Annotated in this window: 19 protein-coding genes, 1 tRNA gene and 1 pseudogene; 17 read left to right on the top strand and 4 right to left on the bottom strand. The window is 59.9% G+C overall.

The annotated features are described in order from the left end of the window. The first annotated feature begins 84 nt into the window (after positions 1-84). From AC0L25_RS22595 to proC, 5 genes are all read left to right on the top strand, one after another. A complete protein-coding gene (locus tag AC0L25_RS22595) occupies positions 85-243 on the top strand; it encodes a type II toxin-antitoxin system HicA family toxin (protein WP_473597541.1) in 159 nt (52 codons plus the stop codon). Positions 244-247: 4 nt separating this feature from the next. After that, positions 248-670, top strand: a complete 423-nt coding sequence (locus AC0L25_RS22590) for a type II toxin-antitoxin system HicB family antitoxin (RefSeq protein WP_473597540.1) — start codon at positions 248-250, stop codon at positions 668-670. Positions 671-732: 62 nt separating this feature from the next. Further along, on the top strand, positions 733-1,731 hold the full coding sequence (locus AC0L25_RS22585) for a glycosyltransferase family 2 protein (RefSeq protein ID WP_473597539.1): 999 nt from the start codon (positions 733-735) through the stop codon (positions 1,729-1,731). Next, positions 1,700-3,019 carry an O-antigen ligase family protein gene (locus AC0L25_RS22580; RefSeq protein ID WP_473597538.1) on the top strand — a complete coding sequence of 440 codons (1,320 nt, stop codon included), beginning with the start codon at positions 1,700-1,702 and terminating at the stop codon, positions 3,017-3,019. Before AC0L25_RS22585 ends, AC0L25_RS22580 begins: the two co-directional genes overlap by 32 nt. A gap of 73 nt (positions 3,020-3,092) precedes the next feature. Further along, the gene (gene proC / locus AC0L25_RS22575) at positions 3,093-3,908 is read left to right on the top strand and encodes a pyrroline-5-carboxylate reductase (RefSeq protein ID WP_473597537.1); all 816 of its coding nucleotides are present in this window, start codon (positions 3,093-3,095) and stop codon (positions 3,906-3,908) included. Positions 3,909-4,013: 105 nt separating this feature from the next. Here proC and AC0L25_RS22570 read toward each other — a convergent pair whose 3' ends face one another. Further along, positions 4,014-5,330, bottom strand: coding sequence for an NAD(P)H-dependent oxidoreductase (locus AC0L25_RS22570; protein ID WP_473597536.1), 1,317 nt, complete (start codon positions 5,328-5,330; stop codon positions 4,014-4,016). A gap of 209 nt (positions 5,331-5,539) precedes the next feature. Here AC0L25_RS22570 and AC0L25_RS22565 point away from each other — a divergent pair, with 209 nt between their 5' ends. From AC0L25_RS22565 to AC0L25_RS22545, 5 genes are all read left to right on the top strand, one after another. Then, positions 5,540-6,775 (top strand): pilus assembly protein TadG-related protein, encoded by a 1,236-nt coding sequence (locus tag AC0L25_RS22565; protein ID WP_473597535.1) that lies wholly within the window; start codon positions 5,540-5,542, stop codon positions 6,773-6,775. A 5-nt stretch (positions 6,776-6,780) separates the two neighbouring features. Then, a complete protein-coding gene (locus AC0L25_RS22560) occupies positions 6,781-7,224 on the top strand; it encodes a TadE/TadG family type IV pilus assembly protein (RefSeq protein WP_473597534.1) in 444 nt (147 codons plus the stop codon). Further along, on the top strand, positions 7,214-7,624 hold the full coding sequence (locus AC0L25_RS22555; protein WP_473597533.1) for a TadE/TadG family type IV pilus assembly protein: 411 nt from the start codon (positions 7,214-7,216) through the stop codon (positions 7,622-7,624). Before AC0L25_RS22560 ends, AC0L25_RS22555 begins: the two co-directional genes overlap by 11 nt. A 293-nt stretch (positions 7,625-7,917) precedes the next feature. Continuing rightward, on the top strand, positions 7,918-8,652 hold the full coding sequence (locus AC0L25_RS22550) for a hypothetical protein (RefSeq protein WP_473597532.1): 735 nt from the start codon (positions 7,918-7,920) through the stop codon (positions 8,650-8,652). 94 nt (positions 8,653-8,746) lie between these two features. Next, entirely contained in the window at positions 8,747-9,667 is a 921-nt protein-coding gene (locus AC0L25_RS22545) for a YihY/virulence factor BrkB family protein (protein ID WP_473597531.1), read from the top strand. A 37-nt stretch (positions 9,668-9,704) separates the two neighbouring features. Here AC0L25_RS22545 and AC0L25_RS22540 read toward each other — a convergent pair whose 3' ends face one another. Then, positions 9,705-9,989 (bottom strand): DUF3606 domain-containing protein, encoded by a 285-nt coding sequence (locus AC0L25_RS22540; protein ID WP_473597530.1) that lies wholly within the window; start codon positions 9,987-9,989, stop codon positions 9,705-9,707. Between the two features lie 223 nt (positions 9,990-10,212). Here AC0L25_RS22540 and AC0L25_RS22535 point away from each other — a divergent pair, with 223 nt between their 5' ends. The 4 genes and pseudogenes from AC0L25_RS22535 to AC0L25_RS22520 all read left to right on the top strand — a co-directional run bounded on the left by AC0L25_RS22535 (position 10,213) and on the right by AC0L25_RS22520 (position 13,378). Then, positions 10,213-10,476, top strand: a complete 264-nt coding sequence (locus AC0L25_RS22535; RefSeq protein WP_127203582.1) for a hypothetical protein — start codon at positions 10,213-10,215, stop codon at positions 10,474-10,476. Between the two features lie 195 nt (positions 10,477-10,671). Continuing rightward, positions 10,672-10,872 carry a CsbD family protein gene (locus AC0L25_RS22530; RefSeq protein WP_352952677.1) on the top strand — a complete coding sequence of 67 codons (201 nt, stop codon included), beginning with the start codon at positions 10,672-10,674 and terminating at the stop codon, positions 10,870-10,872. Between the two features lie 655 nt (positions 10,873-11,527). After that, entirely contained in the window at positions 11,528-12,424 is an 897-nt protein-coding gene (locus AC0L25_RS22525) for a transglutaminase family protein (protein ID WP_473597559.1), read from the top strand. Positions 12,425-12,501: 77 nt separating this feature from the next. Continuing rightward, a pseudogene (locus AC0L25_RS22520) lies at positions 12,502-13,378 on the top strand (transglutaminase-like domain-containing protein). On the opposite strand, the gene AC0L25_RS22515 reads toward AC0L25_RS22520, so the two are convergent. Together AC0L25_RS22515 and AC0L25_RS22510 are read right to left on the bottom strand one after the other, a co-directional pair. After that, complete coding sequence (locus AC0L25_RS22515; RefSeq protein ID WP_473597529.1) at positions 13,369-13,668, bottom strand: DUF1236 domain-containing protein; 300 nt, start codon at positions 13,666-13,668, stop codon at positions 13,369-13,371. The pseudogene AC0L25_RS22520 and the gene AC0L25_RS22515 sit on opposite strands and share 10 nt — an antisense overlap. A 635-nt stretch (positions 13,669-14,303) precedes the next feature. After that, positions 14,304-14,378: transfer RNA gene (locus AC0L25_RS22510), tRNA-Thr, on the bottom strand. A gap of 148 nt (positions 14,379-14,526) precedes the next feature. Here AC0L25_RS22510 and AC0L25_RS22505 point away from each other — a divergent pair. The 3 genes from AC0L25_RS22505 (at position 14,527) to AC0L25_RS22495 (ending at position 16,778) form a co-directional block, all read left to right on the top strand. Next, complete coding sequence (locus tag AC0L25_RS22505) at positions 14,527-14,736, top strand: hypothetical protein (RefSeq protein ID WP_473597528.1); 210 nt, start codon at positions 14,527-14,529, stop codon at positions 14,734-14,736. Between the two features lie 128 nt (positions 14,737-14,864). Then, positions 14,865-16,157, top strand: coding sequence for a UDP-N-acetylglucosamine 1-carboxyvinyltransferase (murA, locus tag AC0L25_RS22500; protein WP_473597527.1), 1,293 nt, complete (start codon positions 14,865-14,867; stop codon positions 16,155-16,157). 189 nt (positions 16,158-16,346) lie between these two features. Then, positions 16,347-16,778 (top strand): DUF2948 family protein, encoded by a 432-nt coding sequence (locus AC0L25_RS22495; RefSeq protein WP_473597526.1) that lies wholly within the window; start codon positions 16,347-16,349, stop codon positions 16,776-16,778. The last annotated feature ends 4 nt before the right edge of the window (positions 16,779-16,782 follow it).

Below are 16,782 nucleotides of genomic sequence, written 5' to 3'. Positions count from 1 at the left end.
CGCAAGGGTTGCGTTACGAGTGGCGTTATCCTGAGCCAAGCTCAACATTTATGTTGACTTCAACATTTGTGTGGAACATCCTATATGTATGAACAGCAAGAACTGAAGAAATGGCTTGCCGCACAGGGTTGCACCTTCGAAACGAAGAAGGGCGGCTCTGGTCATTTGATCATACGACGAGGTGACCGCAAGTCGGAATTGCAAATGCATGGTGCCGGCAAGGAACTTGGTAGTTGGGATTGAAGGGATGGCTGGATATCGCATCAACGTGGAACCGGACGATAATGGCACTCTGCTCATTACATGTCCGCAGTTGCCAATCGTGGTGACATTTGCCGAAGAGGAATACCTTGTCCGTCGACATGCAGTCGATGCGATAGAGACTGTCCTGGCAAGCATGATCGATGATGGTGAGGACATCCCGCACCCGGATGGAAAGCCAGGCGTAGTCACAGACCTGCCCGCTCTGACTTGGCTTAAGCTCAATCTTTATTGGTCACTACGTGAGGCAGGAATTACGCGTGCCGAGTTGGCGAGACGCCTAAACTGGAAACGCGAGTCGGTTGATCGCCTATTTCGACTCGATCACAAATCGAGGCTCGAGCAGATAGAATCAGCCTTTGCCGCGCTAGGACGCATAGTGGAAGTTGACGTTCGCGTGGCGGCTTAGTTACGAAACGTTATCGTCGGAGTGCTATCGAGAGTCGAAGTCACCTTCTGGGCTGGACACGGATGATCCCTTCGCCATCGGACGATTCGGTATCGATCGCGGGGCGCTCTCCGAGACTTGTCACGACGGCCGTCGAGGCGGTCGTCACGCTGCCGACCTTCAAACGGCCCGATCAGCTGCTGGCGACGCTGGAATCGCTCAAGGTCCAGGAAACCGGCAGACGCTTCGCAATCATCGTCATCGAGAACGAGGCCGAGGCGCGCGCCGGCGCCAAAGCGGCGCTGCCGCTGTTCGAGCGCGGCGAGATATCAGGCATGGTCATCATTGCACATGAGCGCGGCAACTGCAGCGCCTACAATGCCGGCTGGCAGACGGCGATCCTGCATTTTCCAAATTTCAGGCACTTGCTGGTCATCGACGATGACGAGATCGCCGATCCGCAATGGCTCGAGCGCATGTGCAAGGCGACCGAGACGCTCGGTGCTGACATCGTCGGCGGCCCGCAAAGGCCGGCGTTTGCCGACGCGGCCCATGCCAGATGGGCCGAGCATCCGGTCTTTGCGCCACCCTACCGGGAAACCGGGCGTGTACCCGCGCTCTATTCCTCCGGCAATCTGCTGGTTGGGCGTTACGTGCTCACCGCCATGGGGCCGCCCTTCCTCGACCTGAAATTCAACTTCATGGGCGGCGGCGATTCCGATTTCCTGAGCCGTGCAGCACAAAAAGGCTTTGTGCTTGGCTGGTGCGCCGAGGCGCAAGTGCACGAAGCCGTCCCGGCCCGGCGCGTCGAACCCGACTGGATCCGCGCCCGCAGCCTGCGCAACGGCGTCATCTCGACGCTGGTCGAGAAGAAGAAACGGGCCGGCACGCCGTTCGCCGGCACCAGGGTTTTCCTCAAGAGCCTGGCGCTGCTTGCCGCCTCGCCGTTTCGCAGCGCGGCCAGGCTGGCGCGGAGGGGATCATTGGCGACGGCCTTATACCCAATCCATGTAGCTGTCGGCCGCATCCTTGCCGAATTCGGATACGCCAATGAGCAATACCGGCAGCCTGAGAAGAACTGAACGCGCGCCGCTCAGCGCGGCGTTCACACGCGACGGCGTCGCGACCGCGATCGCGGCGCTGCTGTTTACCGTCATCCTGGTGTCGTTCCGTCCCTTCCAGCCGGCCGGCGCCGAAATGACCGGCGACGGCGGCGACATCGTCAACCAGCTCGGCTTCGGCTCGCTCGGCGCGATCTCGATCTTCTCGCTGCTGGCTTTCGCCGACCCGGGCGTGGTGCGCTCGCTGCTCAGCCCGTCCTGGCTGCTGATGCTGGGCTTCTTCGTGCTGTCGGTAGTGATGGCAACCGACCCGCCTTCGGCCATGCGCGCCGCTTCCTTCACGCTGATCGGTATCTTGACGATGGCGACGATCCTGGCGCTTCCCCGCGACGCCGAGGCTTTCTCGAAAGTCATCATCTTCACCATCGTCGTCGTCATCGGCCTGTCCTATATCGGGCTCATCGTCTTTCCGCACGAGGCGCTGCACACCACCGATTCTCTGGAGCCGGAACATGCCGGCCTGTGGCGCGGCGTTTTCACTCACAAGAACATCGCCGGGCCTGTCATGGCCTGCTTCAGCTTCGCCGGGCTGTACCTCTACCGGCGCGGACAGCGGCTCTGGGGCGCGTCAATCTTTTGCGCGGCGATGATCTTCATGCTGCACACCGGTTCCAAGACGACGGCCGGACTGGTGCCGTTTTCGATCCTGATCGTCGTGCTGCCGAGCCTGATCGGCATGCGGCTCGGGACGCCGATCCTGTTCGCGCTGGCCATCATCGCCGCGGCAATCGGCACGCTGGGCATCGTCTTCCTGCCGCCGGTGAAGCATCTGGCGGCACTCTATTTCCCCGACCTGACCTACACCGGGCGCACGACGCTGTGGGAGTTCGCCGGCGAGATGCTGGCGAAGCGGCCGTGGACCGGCTACGGGTTCGAGAGCTTCTGGGGCACGCCGCTGCTGTTGAACCAGGACCAGCCGTTCGACCGGGCCTGGGACATCAGAACCATCGTGCACGGCCATAACGGTTATCTCGACATCGCCGTGCTGATGGGCATCCCGGCGCTCTGCGTGGCGGTCTACACATTCCTGATCGCGCCACTGCGGGATTACATGCGCATCCCCTTGCGCAAGGAAAACATCTATCTCGGCGACTTCTTCATGATGGTGGTGCTGTTCGCCGCGCTGAACGCCTTCCTCGAAAGCTTCTTTTTCCATCGCGCCGACCCGGTCTGGCTGTTCTTCGTGTTCGGCATGTTCGGCCTCAGGCAAGTGTCGCTGCGGCCGATGGCGGTCCGTGGTCCGCCCTGATCCACAGTCCCAACAGGACTTCCCCGCCCCGCCACGAACGTCTATGGGAAACCATCTTTCTGCGGAGGCTTCAATGACGATCGAGCTTGTTCTCGCCGGTTGTGGCAATATGGGCTACGCCATGCTCTCGGGCTGGCTGAAATCGTGCAAGCTCCCCCCGGCGGCGGTCTTCGTGGTCGAGCCTAATGCCGATCTGCGCAAGCGCGCCGAAGCGCTGGGCTGCAGTGCTGCCGCGGACGCCGGCGGTATTCCAGCGGACGCGGTGCCGGCCCTCGTCGTCATTGCGGTGAAGCCGCAAGTGATCCGCGACGTGACCGCCGCGTACAAGCGCTTCAATGATGGCCGCACGACCTTCCTCAGCATCGCCGCCGGAACGCCGGTCGCCACGTTCGAGGCCATTCTGGGTAATCGCGCGCCGGTCGTACGCTGCATGCCCAATACGCCGGCGGCCATTGGCAAGGGCATGATGGTGGTGTTTTCCAACCGACTGGTTTCCAACGACACGAAGCGTTTCGTTGCCGATCTGCTTTCGGCGAGCGGCGAAGTGACTGATATCGACGACGAAGGCCTGATGGACGCGGTGACGGCGGTGTCAGGGTCTGGCCCCGCCTATATCTTCCATTTCATCGAAGCGCTGACGGTGGCTGCCGAGAAGGCCGGTTTGCCGACCAAAACCGCCAAGCTGCTGGCCATGCAGACAGTCTATGGCGCCGCCTCGCTCGCCGCAGAAAGCGGCGAGGAGCCGGGCGTGCTGCGTCAGCAGGTGACCAGCCCCAACGGCACCACGGCCGCCGCACTTGCCGTGCTGATGGGCGAGGACCGGCTGATCCATCTGCTCACCGAAGCGGTGGAAGCAGCGCGGCTGCGGTCGATCGAGTTGGGGAAGTAGCTGCTTGGGCGTTGAAGGCCGGTCGGCGGCGAAGGTCGACGATCAGTTGCCGTAGCGATCCTTCGCGCCTCCCTCTGTCCGCTGGCATCGAATTTCTGCACCGCACTACCCCGCTCCGTACAGCATCTCGTCCTGCAGCCGGCGCAAGGCGAACAGCCTGGTCGCCGGATCGGGCGCGGCATTGTCTGAGGTCAGCAACTCGCCCTTCCTGACCGGTCTCAGCACCTTGCCACCTTCGAGCAGGCCGACCGGCACGGCGCGGTTGGCGCGAGCCTCTTCGACGGTCATGGTCCAGGAGCGGTAGCAGGTCTCGCCGATGGCATCGAAAATCTCGCCGGCGGCGAGATCGCGCTTGGCCACGGCGCAGACCTCGGCGACCGGCCTCGGCAGCGGCACCATGTCCGGCTTGCCATAGAGCGCGATGCGCGCGGCGGTCAACGGCACTTCCAGCGAGGTCAGATGATACGGCCGGAAGAAGCTGTAATAGGGGCCGTGGCCGATATGCAGGTCGTCCATGCGCTCGATGATGCGCGGATGCGTCGCCTCGACGATGACGAAGACGCCGGGCGCCACGCCCTTGCCGATGGTGTAGTCGACGACGCCCTTCCTCGACAGGATGCCGCCATCGGCGCGCGGGATGAGCACCTTGGCCAATTCATCGCGATCGGCCTTGGGGCCGTGCATGCCGGCAATGTCGGGCACCAGCCCGGTGGCGTTGGCGATAGCGCACATCTCGACCATGGTCTTCGAGCCGTCGACGAACTCGACCAGCATGCGTGGGTTCATGTTGCGGCGCAGCGCTTCCTCGCGATACTCGTCGGGAACCGCGTCGTGGTTGAGCGGATTGTTCTTGCCCTTGCCGGCCGAGACGATGGTGTAGCCGAGTGCGGCGGCGAACTCGATCAGTTCCATGCAGCTCGACGGCTCGTCGCCGGCGCCGACCGAATAGACGACGCCGAGCCGGTCGGCCTGCTGCTTCAGATAGCAGCCGATGGTGACGTCGGCCTCGACATTCATCATCACCAGATGCTTGCCGTGCTCCATCGCCATGAGGTCGAAATCGGCGGCGACGCCGGGCTTGCCGGTGGCGTCGATGACCACGTCGATGAGCGGATTGGTGACCAGCATCTCGTTCGAGGTGATGGCGATTTTTCCGCTCTCGATCGCTTCGCTGACCTTCGACGGCGTATCGGCCTCCCGTGCCATCGCCTCGTCGCCATAGGCGATGCGGACGGCATCACGCGCCGTGTGCGGGCGGCGGGTCGAGACGGCGCACACCGAAATGCCCGGCATCAGCATGGCTTGCGTCACCAGGTCGGTGCCCATCTCGCCGGAGCCAATGACGCCGATGCGCACCGGACGGCCTTCCGCGGCGCGCTTGGCGAGATCGCTGGCAAGCCCGGTCAGGGCGACATTGGTCATGCGCAAGTCCACTGCTTTTGATTTGAAGGGGGAATAGCAGGGAATGGTAACCTTTTGCCAACGAAACCGGCCGCCGTCGGCAATTTCTTGCGCATCACCCTGGGGACTGGAAGAAGCTGGTTCAGCGCCGGCGGATGGCGAGGAGCGCAGCTAACAAATCGAGTGAAATTCTTAGTCATTCCTTTATGCATCGCTGCTTGAATAGGCAAATGGGATGGGGTGGCGGTACCTTCAGGCGTTTTTTCAGCTCTCCGCGACGAATCAGCGAGAGCGGCAACGTTGCTACTATTTTTGCCCTGTCTTTGCCGATTATTGTCGGCGGTGCGGGCCTGGGTGTCGAAACTTCCTATTGGTATTATAGCAGCCTGAAGCTACAGGCGGTGGCGGATGCGGCAGCCTATGCTGGTGCCTTGGAAAAAGTTTCTGGATCCGACAAGCCAACGATTGTCTCGGCCGCGACACTGTCAGCGATCACGAACGGCTGGGGACCATCGACAGGCACAATCGAGGTCTTCACGCCTCCATCGTCCGGACCGAATGTCGCAAAAAAGGCGGTCGAGGTCATCGTCCATCAGACGCTCGATCGATTTTTCACATCGATATTCAGTCAAAGCGCGGTCGGCGCACAGGCAAGGGCCGTGGCTCTTATCACGGACGCGTCAAAAGCCTGCGTTCTGGCGCTCAACCCTTCCGCTTCGAGAGCGGCGCTCTTTTCCGGCAGTTCGAACCTCAAGCTGACCGGCTGCTCCGTCATGTCGGATTCAATCGCCGCGGACGGCCTCAAGCTTCAAGGGTCGGCATATCTGGAGGCCGATTGCCTGATATCGGCAGGCGGTGTTTCATTGAGCAACGCTGTAAAAACCGTTTGCGCGAACCCGCTTACCCAGGCGCTGCCCGCTGCGGATCCTTTTGCCGACTTGCCGGCGCCGCCAGCCACGAACCCCTGTCAAAACGACAATCTGTCGACCTTGAAACCTGGAACATACTGCAAGGGGCTCAGCTTGAGCGGCAGTGTAACGCTCTCGCCTGGGGTATATGTCGTTGAGGGGGGCGATTTCAAAGCAAGCGCGAACGCAATTATTTCCGGCGACGGAGTCATCATCTATCTGGCCGGCAGCTCCGGCGTCAGCATGAACGGCACGGCCACCGTCAAGCTTAGCGCACCGACGTCAGGCACCTATTCGGGTGTGCTGTTTTACGGCGACAGAGCAAACCTGGCGGGATCAAACTCGTTTAATGGCACGGCGGATTCGCTTCTGACCGGTGCTCTGTATTTTCCAACTCAGGAGGTTAAATATCTCGGCAATTTCTCGGGCCAAGGTGGTTGCACACAGGTCGTCGGCGATACGATAGAGTGGTCCGGCGCTACAAGCATCAAGCAGGATTGCACCAGCCTTGGGATGCGAGAGATTCCAGCCGCGCAATCCGTTCAGCTTGTCGAGTAACCGTCATGGAACAGCGGTCCGGTCGGATTTTCCGAAACGATTCGGGTGTTGCTGCGGTGGAGTTTGCCCTGATTGTGCCGATCCTTTGCCTGGTACTTCTTGGCATCATTAACGGCTGGTCTTTCGTATCAAGCTCGCTGTCGATGCGCGCAAGCGTCAAGACGGCGGCAAATCTTGTGATGGGGGGAGCAACCGACGACGCGGCCACCCAAGCCGTCGCCCTTTCGAGTTGGGAAAACCATCCCGAAGGCGCACAGGTTACACTGGGCCGGAAATACATGTGCGGAAGCACCGTGGTCGATGCATCGAGCCTGTGCAACGGGGGGACGAAAGCTCCCTCGGTCTTCGTCGAAATAACAGCGACGGCGACCTGGTCCCCGCCCTTCATGTTTGGCACGTTTTCTCTTTCTCGCGAGATCGGCCATCAAGAGGTGATCCGTGTCCGCTAAACGGATCGCGAGAGCGTTCAAACGTGACGCATCAGGCGGGACTGGGCTGGAATTCGCGCTGATCGCACCTTTTCTGATAATGCTTTTGTTCGGTATCTTCGCATTCGGCTGGGCTTTGAATGCCATGTCCAGCGTTCGCTATACGCTGGAAACGTCCTCACGTGCGCTGCAGTTGAAGAACTCGCTGACCGAGGCCGAAATAGAGGCCATAGCCACAGACAAATTGCTGGGTTTGGGATTGAAAGATGTCGATGTGACGATAGCAATCGACCCTCCCAGCGGCGGCTTCCGCATGGCGCATCTCACGGCCAGATATGCTTTTGTGATCGAGTTCCCGTACTTCGACCAATATCCGATCAATTATGCGACAACTGTCACAGTTCCGTTGGTTGGATCGTGAGAGCGTCCAACAGCGCCTTACGCAACAGGCGGTGGGGCGCCGATTGATTGACACCGCCGCAGGGTAGATGGCGGCGATCGGTGGCGTGAGCGAACGGGTCGTCGTCGCTACAAAGACACGTTTCTGGAAAGGACAGCCAACAACCGCACTAGGCCGGACAGGCTCGTCACGCTTACGCAGTGATGCCGTCAGAGCGCCGGCAAGTGGCCGGGAATACCGAACGGCAACTTGACAATAGCCCAGTCTTTCAAATTGAGTGAAACCACGATCAATAGAGAGTCGGCACAAGACAGATGGGCGAGACGGATATGGCGTGGAGTGAAAGAAAGACCGGATACGGCAAAGGCCACTATTTCAATCAAATGGGCCTTGCCCTGCTGGTGCTCGTCTTTCTCATCGCCTTGCCGCTCGCTTTCTTTCCCGAAGACATACGGAAGTTTTACCTCAGCGAGGGCGGTCCAATTGAAGTCTTCTCGGCCGCCGGCTACCTGATCGTCGTGGCAACGCTTGTCCGGGAAATGTCATATCGGGACCTGCTGAAGCGGTGGTATCTCGTTGCCATCCTGATCGCGATGTGCCTGCGCGAGCTGGACTTCCATGCGCATTTCACCACCCACAACATCACCAAGACCACCCTCTATATCTCGCCTGACGTTCCGCTGTTGGAAAAGCTCATGGGCGCGGCGGTCGTGATTGCCCTCGCCGTTGCCTTCTATTTGCTCCTGAAGAACGGCTTCCGCAGCTTTGTGCACGGGCTTCGCCACGGCGAGGCGACTGCTGTTGCCATTGCCGCCGCTATCGGCTGCGCCGTCCTCTCCAAGGTCATCGACGGCGCGCCATCAAATCTCACATTTCTCAACATCCACCTCACCCGGATTCATACCTCCACAGTGTTCGAGGAAATTCTCGAACTGGGGATTCCGATCTTCCTGGCCATCGCGGCGTTCGCGGCCTTCCCGACGCAGGATGGTCTCACAAAGAGGGCCTCGGGACAGGTCACGCCAGACAACCCAAGATCCGTCACCTGAACGCCGGATCCAAACGGACCAGGACTTCTCGAACTTGATGCTCTGGTCCGCCGCCATATTGCCTCTACTTGCTTGAGAAGCAGGTGAGGCTCGTATGTGGAATGTGGCGAAAGACAGCTGGGTTCTCCTTAAGGAGAGCATTGTCGGCTTCATCAATGACAATGCCTTGAGCCACGGCGCAGCGATGGCGTTTTATGCCACGACCTCGCTTGCGCCGATCCTGCTCATCGTTGTCGCCATCGCAGGCATGGCCTTCGGAAACGATGCCGCACAACTGGCGCTTTCGGCCCAGCTGGCGGGCCTGATGGGTCCGCAGAGCACCGAGCTTTTGCAAGCGACAATCGAGAACGCGTCACAAAAAGAGGCGGGAACTCTTGCCAGCATTTTGGGGCTCGCCACGCTGTTGGTTGCCGCATCCGGCGTCTTCGGCGAAATGCAGGTTGCCCTGAACGAGATCTGGAAAGTCAAACCGGTTGGCACATCGATTTCACGGCTCGTCCGGGCGCGCGCTGCCAGTCTGGGTCTGGTCGCGGCGCTTGGCTTTCTGCTGCTGGTATCCCTCGTCGTAAGCGCTGCAATTTCGGCGCTTGGGGATATCATCAACGCATATCTGCCCTTTGGCACCCTCATCCTGAGCGCAATCAACGGGATCGTGTCGTTTGCCATGATCGCCCTGTTGTTTGCGGCAATCTACAAGATACTGCCCGACCGCGCGCTGCAATGGCGCGACGTTGGCGTCGGCGCCGTAGCGACGGCGTTTCTCTTCACGATCGGCAAGTCGCTGATCGGCTGGTATATAGGGACTAGCGCCATCGCTTCGTCATACGGGGCAGCCGGTGCACTGCTCGTCGTGCTGCTGTGGGTTTTTTATTCGTCCGAAATCTTTCTGTTGGGTGCCGAATTTACACGAGCCTACTCGGTTCGATATGGCAGCCGGTCCGATCTGGAGGCGACCATTGAAGCAAGAAAATCGCGAACAGAGGCCGGCGACGGCGGCCAGGATCGAAAAAACTGAATACGAAGTCGTCGGCTGGATTGTTTCCGCAGGACGCTCACTGCGTCCCCAAGCCATTTCCGGTATCAACGCCGGCGCTGAGACGCCCGGCGCGGCGCCCTGAGGCAGGCATGGCCTTGGGGACATCCGATCGAAGCGACCCGCGGAGCTCCTTCGCCGCAGCCACCAGCTTGGCGCGGCTGCTTCCATATCTCCTGATCAACTGATGGACTTGTGCTGGGGTGATGCCGTTCTGTCGGGCAAAATGCCTTACCACATAAGCTTCGCTGCCGGAGATCCGATCCCGGTGGCGCGGATAGAGCTTCGCCGCGTCGGCTGTCATGCCTACTCTCCTTGTCGCGTTTACTCACGATGTATGATTGGCCAACGCAAAACGGGCGAATTCGTTGCCGCATACGGCACCAATGCAGTTTGCTTTTTCGCCGCAGGCCCGAGCGCCCGGCCAAAGCAATCGGGTCGAAGCACGTCTCTGATTAAGTCGATACGTCGATTTTTCGAGACTCAGCCCTCTGGCACGCGCATGATATGGGCAGGGAGGAAAAGCCATGCGCGAATTGCCAAAGAGCATTGACGCAGATGTTGTAATCGAAATCAGCAGGTTGCTTGACGACCGTGCTAAGTCGGCACCAGTGCCAGTCCACAAGCTTGCCTCGATGATCTCGAATAGTGTCGAGACCGATCTGCCGACAGCTTCCATCGAAGAGCTGATCGTTGAAATGGCCATGACGCGCCAGCTCCCGATGCTGTTCGATCTACCGGAGGCGGATGCAGACAACGTCATATCGATCGCCTTGGCGCGCGCCAGCTGATCGTGCTGCCGAACCTTCTGTCGAGTGATTTCAAGACGCGGATCGTTCTCATTCGATCCCCTGCTCCAACTAGCCCCGCTGGCTCCGCCCGGCGGCTTTTCGCTGCGTTGCCGAATATAATCGTCATCGGCCGTCGCCGTTCGGGAACATGTGGTGTCCATTTGCATTTCCCTTTGAACAGCAAAGGAGGAATTCATGAACTGGGATCAAATCAAGGGAAAATGGATGCAGTTCAAAGGCAAGGCCAAGGAGCAATGGGGTGACCTCACCGACGATGACCTTGATCGCATCGAAGGCAATCGTGACCAACTCGCAGGCCGTCTTCAGGAGCGGTATGGGATCGCCAAGGAAGAGGCAGAGCGCCAAGTAGACGACTGGTCCAGAAGCCTCACCTGAGCGTTCAGTATAAAAGGCTGCGCCGTCGATCGGCGCAACCTCGACAGAGTCCTGGAGCGGGACCGTTCAAATTGAACTGGACATCCCGCTTTATCTGTTTGGTTAGCCGCATTTCTGCGACGCCAAGCGATTCTACTGGCTGCAAAATGCGCTAAGCCTGCCGCTCCGAAACAAGCGGCGGGCGACGTGTAGGCGACGGTGACGGGGTGATCTGCGCCACCCGTCGCTCCAGGATTTTCGGAACGAGAGCTAGCGCGCCGATTGTCTCTTGGCTTGTGCTGCGACGGCGGTGACGAAATATAGCACGCCGCTCGGGACGGGCTATAGGCGAAAGGATCAGCTCGGCAGCCCTTATGGTAAGGCCATGCTTTTTAGCGAAAGCAGCTATTTCGTAAGGCTTGTCGTGGTCTATGGCCGGACCCGTAGTCTTCGTTCATTGCTTCCTCCCGTTTGCGACGTTCCTCGCCTTGGCCCCTCCTTGGCGAAAGATTAACTTACGGGGCGTTGAGAGAGTCTACCGATTGGAGATTGCAAAAAGCCTACGGTGGACGACCGCCTGATACGGCCCGTCGAGGCGTAAGCTCCGATTTTGTCCGCTGCACGTCGAAAAAGATTATATGATTGCGCTGATATCGCAGGTGGTCGACGCAAGCCAATGCCGATCTTTTCAGTCAAGCACACGACCGTCTATCGCTACACGCAACCGGTGACGTTTGGCGAGCACCGGCTGATGTTCAGGCCGCGCGATAGTTTCGATCAGCGACTTCTGGATCACGCCCTGTTTATCGACCCCGAGCCGAATGAGGTTGGCTGGATCCATGACGTTTTCGGAAACTGCGTTGCGGTAATCGACTTCAAGGGCTCCGGCGACGAACTGCGTTTCGTGACAGACATTCGGCTCGATCACACGCCGCAGCATGCGCCTGATTTCCGTATCGATGAAGCAGCGCTCAGCTATCCATTTTCCTATGACCCCGACGAGGCAACCGACCTCACCCAAACCATCGAGCGCCATCATCTCGATGACGGCGACGAGATCGGTAAATGGGCACAACAGTTCGTGAGTGCCAGAGGGCACACCGAGACGGGCAAATTGCTGATGACGCTTTGCTACGCAATCCACGAGAGCTTTGTTTATTCCCGTCGAACTGAATCAGGGACGCAACCGCCTCTCATGACGTTGCACGTGCGTCGAGGCACATGCCGAGACTTTGCGCTGTTCATGATGGAAGCGGTTCGTTCGCTCGGTTTTGCCGCACGTTTTGTGACTGGCTATGTCTATGTGCCGAGCCGCGACAGCGCTTCTGTCCTCGGCGGCGGTTCGACGCATGCCTGGTGCCAGGTCTATCTGCCTGGCGCGGGTTGGGTCGAGTTCGACCCCACCAATGGCATTGTCGGCAACCGGGATCTGATCAGAGTGGCTGTGGCCAGGCATCCTGGGCAAGCCATACCTCTTTCCGGAAGCTACTGCGGCAGCGCGTCGAGCTTTCTCGGCATGACGGTGGAGGTCAAGGTGGTCAAGGAAGCCGGCATCAATAACCAGCATCAATAAAAATTAGCATCTTCTAATGCGTTTGGAACTGTTCGCGGCAATCCGGAGTTTGCTTAAATCAACGCATTGGAGCTTCGATGCGTATCCGCGCAGGGTTCAATCTTGCCTACGAATGTCCGCAGCCGACACCGATGCTGCTCGTCCTCGAGATCCATCCTTCACGCCGCGTCGATCTTTTGACAGAACAGATCATCGGCTTCGATCGCCCGGTCGAAGCCCGCGGCTACATCGACGTTTTTGGCAATTTGTGCACGAGAATAGAGGCGCCCGCCGGGCTCACGACGATATCAACGAACTTCGAAATTTATGACACCGGCAAGCCGGAAATTGTGGCCGCGGGCGCCGTCCAGCACGACATCAAAGAGCTGCCCGACTACGTGCTCAGGTTTCTTCTCGGCAGTCGCTATTGCGACACCGATCGGCTTGGCGACTTCGCTTGGACCAATTTTGGCAATACTGCACCCGGATGGGCGCGCGTCCAGGCGATCTGCGATTTCGTTCACGAACACATCACCTTCAACTATCAGGCCGCGGACACGCAGCGGACCGCCCACGGCGCGCTAACCGATCGGGCCGGCGTCTGTCGTGATTTTGCACATTTGGCAATCACGCTGTGCCGTTGCATGAATATCCCGGCGCGATACTGCACCGGCTATCTCGGCGACATAGGGATACCGCCGATGCCGTATCCCATGGATTTCAACGCATGGTTCCAAGCCTATCTCGGCGGCCATTGGTTCACCTTCGATGCACGGCACGCCTCGCATAGGCAGAATCCTGATGGCGAGGGGATGCGATGCCAATGACGTCGCGATCTCAACGAGCTTCGGTCTTTCCCGGCTCACCCGCTTCGAAGTCATCACAGAAGAAATCCAAGCCGAGCCTGAGAAGGCGTCAGCCCGCCACACCTTTCGGCATGACGGGCTTCAGCGTGAGGGGTCAAGTCAGTCGTAAACCTTCACAATCTTGCGGGTACCTGGATCGACCAGGACGGTCCGGCCGTCGACGACGACGTAGCGGTACTGAACGTCCGGCACCTCGTAAAGCTCGACTGTTTCGGGCAGAGGTGTGCCGATGTTGAGCTCCACGCCGGGAAGGCTGAGGGATGCCACCGGTTTCTTTTTCACGTATTCGCGGATCACAACGTCCTGCTCGGGTTGAATAATGACGTCTTGAGCGGCGGCGGCGCTGACGCCAACGAACAGAAGGATGCCTGCCGCAGCCGATGTAAGTTGCTTACCCATAATTGCCTCCAAGCAACCTTCAGCTGCGGTGCTTGATTGCTGCCGCGACGGGTTGCATAGTTATCTGAACGATGCGGAGCAATTCTTGTTCCACTGGCAGTGCGTGAACCCGCTGCTACCGCATATCACGCTGACGTTGAGGCCCGCGAACCCTCCCGCTCAAGGCCTAGGTTCTTCCGGAGGAGGCGCGTTTGGGACTGGACAATCAGGGTGTGGCCAATTTTCACACGGAGAGGGCTTGTCGCTAGCGTCGCCAGAACGTTCCACAAGTTTTGCGAATCCGTAGGCGAAGGCGGCAAGAAGCGCCAGGATAACCACTATTCGAGCGGCCATACGGGACTGTAGCAGCCCGCTTAGGATTGACCCAGCATCAGCTTGCGCTCGGCAGGCTGCACCCAGATTTGTGGCGAGGTCCGCAAGACCTGAACGCATTTCTTGACCTCCACACCGTTGCCACAGCTGGGCGACGTGAATGCGTCGGTACGCCGGCATAGATTTGCACGGGCTCGCTGGCACCGGCCGATGGAAGGACGAAAAATCGGTAGTTTGCTACGCGCATGTCAAGACTGATTGCTCCCGACTCCTAAACGCAAAGGGAACAGGCGAAGCGCACTATTGAAAATCTTCGGGAAAACTGGTGCTGCGAGAGAGGATTGAACTCTCGACCTCTCCCTTACCAAGGGAGTGCTCTACCACTGAGCTACCGCAGCCGCTGATGGCGGGGCTTCTGCCATATCGAACCGGCAAGCGCAAGGCCAAGCGCAAGCCATCTGTGAAAGCCCGCTCCGACGGCTTTTCCGGACATGGCAGCGCCACAATGTTGGCTATCCCTCCATAGCGCGCTGGCCGGACGGAACCATGAACGACAAGAAAACTCCACCTGACAAGGGCGGCGGTCCATCGAAAAAGAACGGTCAACCGAATAAGGTCGACCGCAAGACCCGGCTTGCCGAGGAATTGCGCGCCAATCTGCAAAAGCGCAAGGCGCAGTCGCGCTCGCGGCGCACCGGCGGGGCCGACCAGCGGCCGGAAGGGCTAGGCGCCTTAAGGGAAACGCAAAAGGATTGACCTATATCAACAGGCCGGCCAGGGCGCTGGAATCCTGTTTCTTGAACCAAGCCGGCCAATGGTCTAGACCGGCCACAACAGACTCAACCGATTGAAAACCGGCCCTTTGGCCGAGGGGACGTTCTTCCATGGATCGCATCAGAATTGTCGGCGGCAACAAGCTTGCCGGAAGCATCCCGATCTCGGGCGCGAAGAACGCCGCGCTGCCGCTGATGATCGCTTCGCTTCTGACCGACGACACACTGACGCTGGAAAACGTGCCGCATCTGGCCGATGTCGAGCAGCTTATCCGCATTCTCGGCAATCATGGCGTCGACTATTCGGTCAATGGCCGCCGCGAAAAGCAGCAAGAGGGCTATTCGCGCACCATCACTTTCTCCGCCCGCAACATCGTCGACACCACGGCACCCTACGACCTGGTGTCGAAGATGCGTGCCTCTTTCTGGGTGATCGGCCCGCTGCTCGCCCGCATGGGCGAGGCCAAGGTCTCGCTTCCGGGCGGCTGCGCCATCGGCACGCGGCCGGTCGACCTTTTCCTGGAAGGCCTTCAGGTGCTGGGCGCCGATATCGACGTCGACACCGGCTATGTCATCGCCAAGACCAGGAACGGCCGTCTTGTCGGCAACCGCTACGTCTTCCCGAAAGTGTCGGTCGGCGCCACCCATGTGTTGATGATGGCGGCTTCGCTGGCCAAGGGCGAGACGGTGCTCGAAAATGCCGCCCGCGAGCCCGAGATCGTCAACCTCGCCGAATGCCTCAACGCCATGGGCGCCAGGATTCATGGGGCCGGCACCGAGACCATCACCATCGACGGCGTCGAAGCGCTGTCGGGCGCCCGCGTCCGGGTGATACCCGACCGCATCGAGACCGGCACCTATGCGATGGCCGTCGCCATGACCGGCGGTGACGTCATGCTCGAAGGCGCGCGGGCTGACCTGCTGCAGACCGCGCTCGACGTGATTTCCCAGACCGGCGCCGAGATCACGCAGACCAATTCCGGCATCCGCGTCAGGCGCAACGGCGCCGGCATTGCGCCGGTCGACGTGACGACAGCGCCGTTCCCGGCGTTCCCGACCGACCTGCAGGCGCAGTTCATGGGCCTGATGACGATGGCCAAGGGCAAGTCGCGCATCACCGAGACGATCTTCGAAAACCGCTTCATGCACGTCCAGGAGCTTGCCCGGCTCGGCGCCCACATAACACTGTCCGGCCAGACGGCGATCGTCGACGGCGTTTCGAAGCTGAAGGGCGCGCCGGTCATGGCGACCGATCTTCGCGCTTCGGTGTCGCTGGTCATCGCCGGCCTGGCGGCCGAAGGCGAGACAACGGTCAACCGCGTCTACCATCTCGACCGCGGTTTTGAGCGGCTGGAAGAAAAGCTGTCCGGCTGCGGCGCGGTGATCGAGCGGATTTCGGGGTAGGCGATTTGGCAAGGCTTTGCGGCGCGGTTGCACGAGCCGGAAAGGCCAACTGGAATCTGATCTCGATTCAACCGAGATCAGGCTCCAGATTCCTGCCTGAGCATGATCTTTTCCAAAAACCGGTTTCCACTTTTCGGGATCATGCTCTAACAGAAGGCTGAATAATCAACCGTCAGGTGTGAAATCCGCATGGCTCTCAAGCTTGTCGCGCTCGACGATCAGGACCTGAGCATCGTCTCGGCCCATGTCCAGGACGCCGTGCTGAAGGTCGGCGACCTCGAATACATGCCGGCGGCCAAGCGCTTCGTAATGACCATGAACCGCTTCGTCTGGGAGGCGAAATCGGGCCTGTTCCGCCAGCACAATGAGCGGCGGCAAAGCGTGCTGCATTTCGACCGGGTGCTGGGCGCCAAGACCAGCGGCATTGCCCGCGACAAGCCCGACGAAGTGCTGTCGCTGCTGGCGATCAGCTTCCTCGCGCTCGCCAAGCCGGCCGGCGTTGTCGAGCTGATCTTTTCAGGTGGCGGCGCGATCATGCTCGATGTCGAGTGCATCGAGGCGCGGCTGGCTGACATTGGCGGCGCCTGGGAAGCGACGTCGCGCCCCTTCCACAGAGCCTGAGCAG

It is taken from the genome of Mesorhizobium sp. WSM4813, assembly GCF_055811555.1.
Note: the sequence above shows the minus strand (reverse complement) of the source record. Positions and strands in the feature narration are given on the sequence as shown.

What these genes read in the sequence shown, in the direction of transcription:
- AC0L25_RS22595 (WP_473597541.1), top strand. Translation starts at nt 85, where the DNA reads ATGTATGAACAGCAAGAACTGAAGAAATGGCTTGCCGCACAGGGTTGC.
- AC0L25_RS22590 (WP_473597540.1), top strand. Translation starts at nt 248, where the DNA reads ATGGCTGGATATCGCATCAACGTGGAACCGGACGATAATGGCACTCTG.
- AC0L25_RS22585 (WP_473597539.1), top strand. Translation starts at nt 733, where the DNA reads ATGATCCCTTCGCCATCGGACGATTCGGTATCGATCGCGGGGCGCTCT.
- AC0L25_RS22580 (WP_473597538.1), top strand. Translation starts at nt 1,700, where the DNA reads ATGAGCAATACCGGCAGCCTGAGAAGAACTGAACGCGCGCCGCTCAGC.
- proC (WP_473597537.1), top strand. Translation starts at nt 3,093, where the DNA reads ATGACGATCGAGCTTGTTCTCGCCGGTTGTGGCAATATGGGCTACGCC.
- AC0L25_RS22570 (WP_473597536.1), bottom strand. Translation starts at nt 5,330, where the DNA reads ATGACCAATGTCGCCCTGACCGGGCTTGCCAGCGATCTCGCCAAGCGC.
- AC0L25_RS22565 (WP_473597535.1), top strand. Translation starts at nt 5,540, where the DNA reads ATGGGATGGGGTGGCGGTACCTTCAGGCGTTTTTTCAGCTCTCCGCGA.
- AC0L25_RS22560 (WP_473597534.1), top strand. Translation starts at nt 6,781, where the DNA reads ATGGAACAGCGGTCCGGTCGGATTTTCCGAAACGATTCGGGTGTTGCT.
- AC0L25_RS22550 (WP_473597532.1), top strand. Translation starts at nt 7,918, where the DNA reads ATGGGCGAGACGGATATGGCGTGGAGTGAAAGAAAGACCGGATACGGC.
- AC0L25_RS22545 (WP_473597531.1), top strand. Translation starts at nt 8,747, where the DNA reads ATGTGGAATGTGGCGAAAGACAGCTGGGTTCTCCTTAAGGAGAGCATT.
- AC0L25_RS22540 (WP_473597530.1), bottom strand. Translation starts at nt 9,989, where the DNA reads ATGACAGCCGACGCGGCGAAGCTCTATCCGCGCCACCGGGATCGGATC.
- AC0L25_RS22535 (WP_127203582.1), top strand. Translation starts at nt 10,213, where the DNA reads ATGCGCGAATTGCCAAAGAGCATTGACGCAGATGTTGTAATCGAAATC.
- AC0L25_RS22530 (WP_352952677.1), top strand. Translation starts at nt 10,672, where the DNA reads ATGAACTGGGATCAAATCAAGGGAAAATGGATGCAGTTCAAAGGCAAG.
- AC0L25_RS22525 (WP_473597559.1), top strand. Translation starts at nt 11,528, where the DNA reads ATGCCGATCTTTTCAGTCAAGCACACGACCGTCTATCGCTACACGCAA.
- AC0L25_RS22515 (WP_473597529.1), bottom strand. Translation starts at nt 13,668, where the DNA reads ATGGGTAAGCAACTTACATCGGCTGCGGCAGGCATCCTTCTGTTCGTT.
- AC0L25_RS22505 (WP_473597528.1), top strand. Translation starts at nt 14,527, where the DNA reads ATGAACGACAAGAAAACTCCACCTGACAAGGGCGGCGGTCCATCGAAA.
- murA (WP_473597527.1), top strand. Translation starts at nt 14,865, where the DNA reads ATGGATCGCATCAGAATTGTCGGCGGCAACAAGCTTGCCGGAAGCATC.
- AC0L25_RS22495 (WP_473597526.1), top strand. Translation starts at nt 16,347, where the DNA reads ATGGCTCTCAAGCTTGTCGCGCTCGACGATCAGGACCTGAGCATCGTC.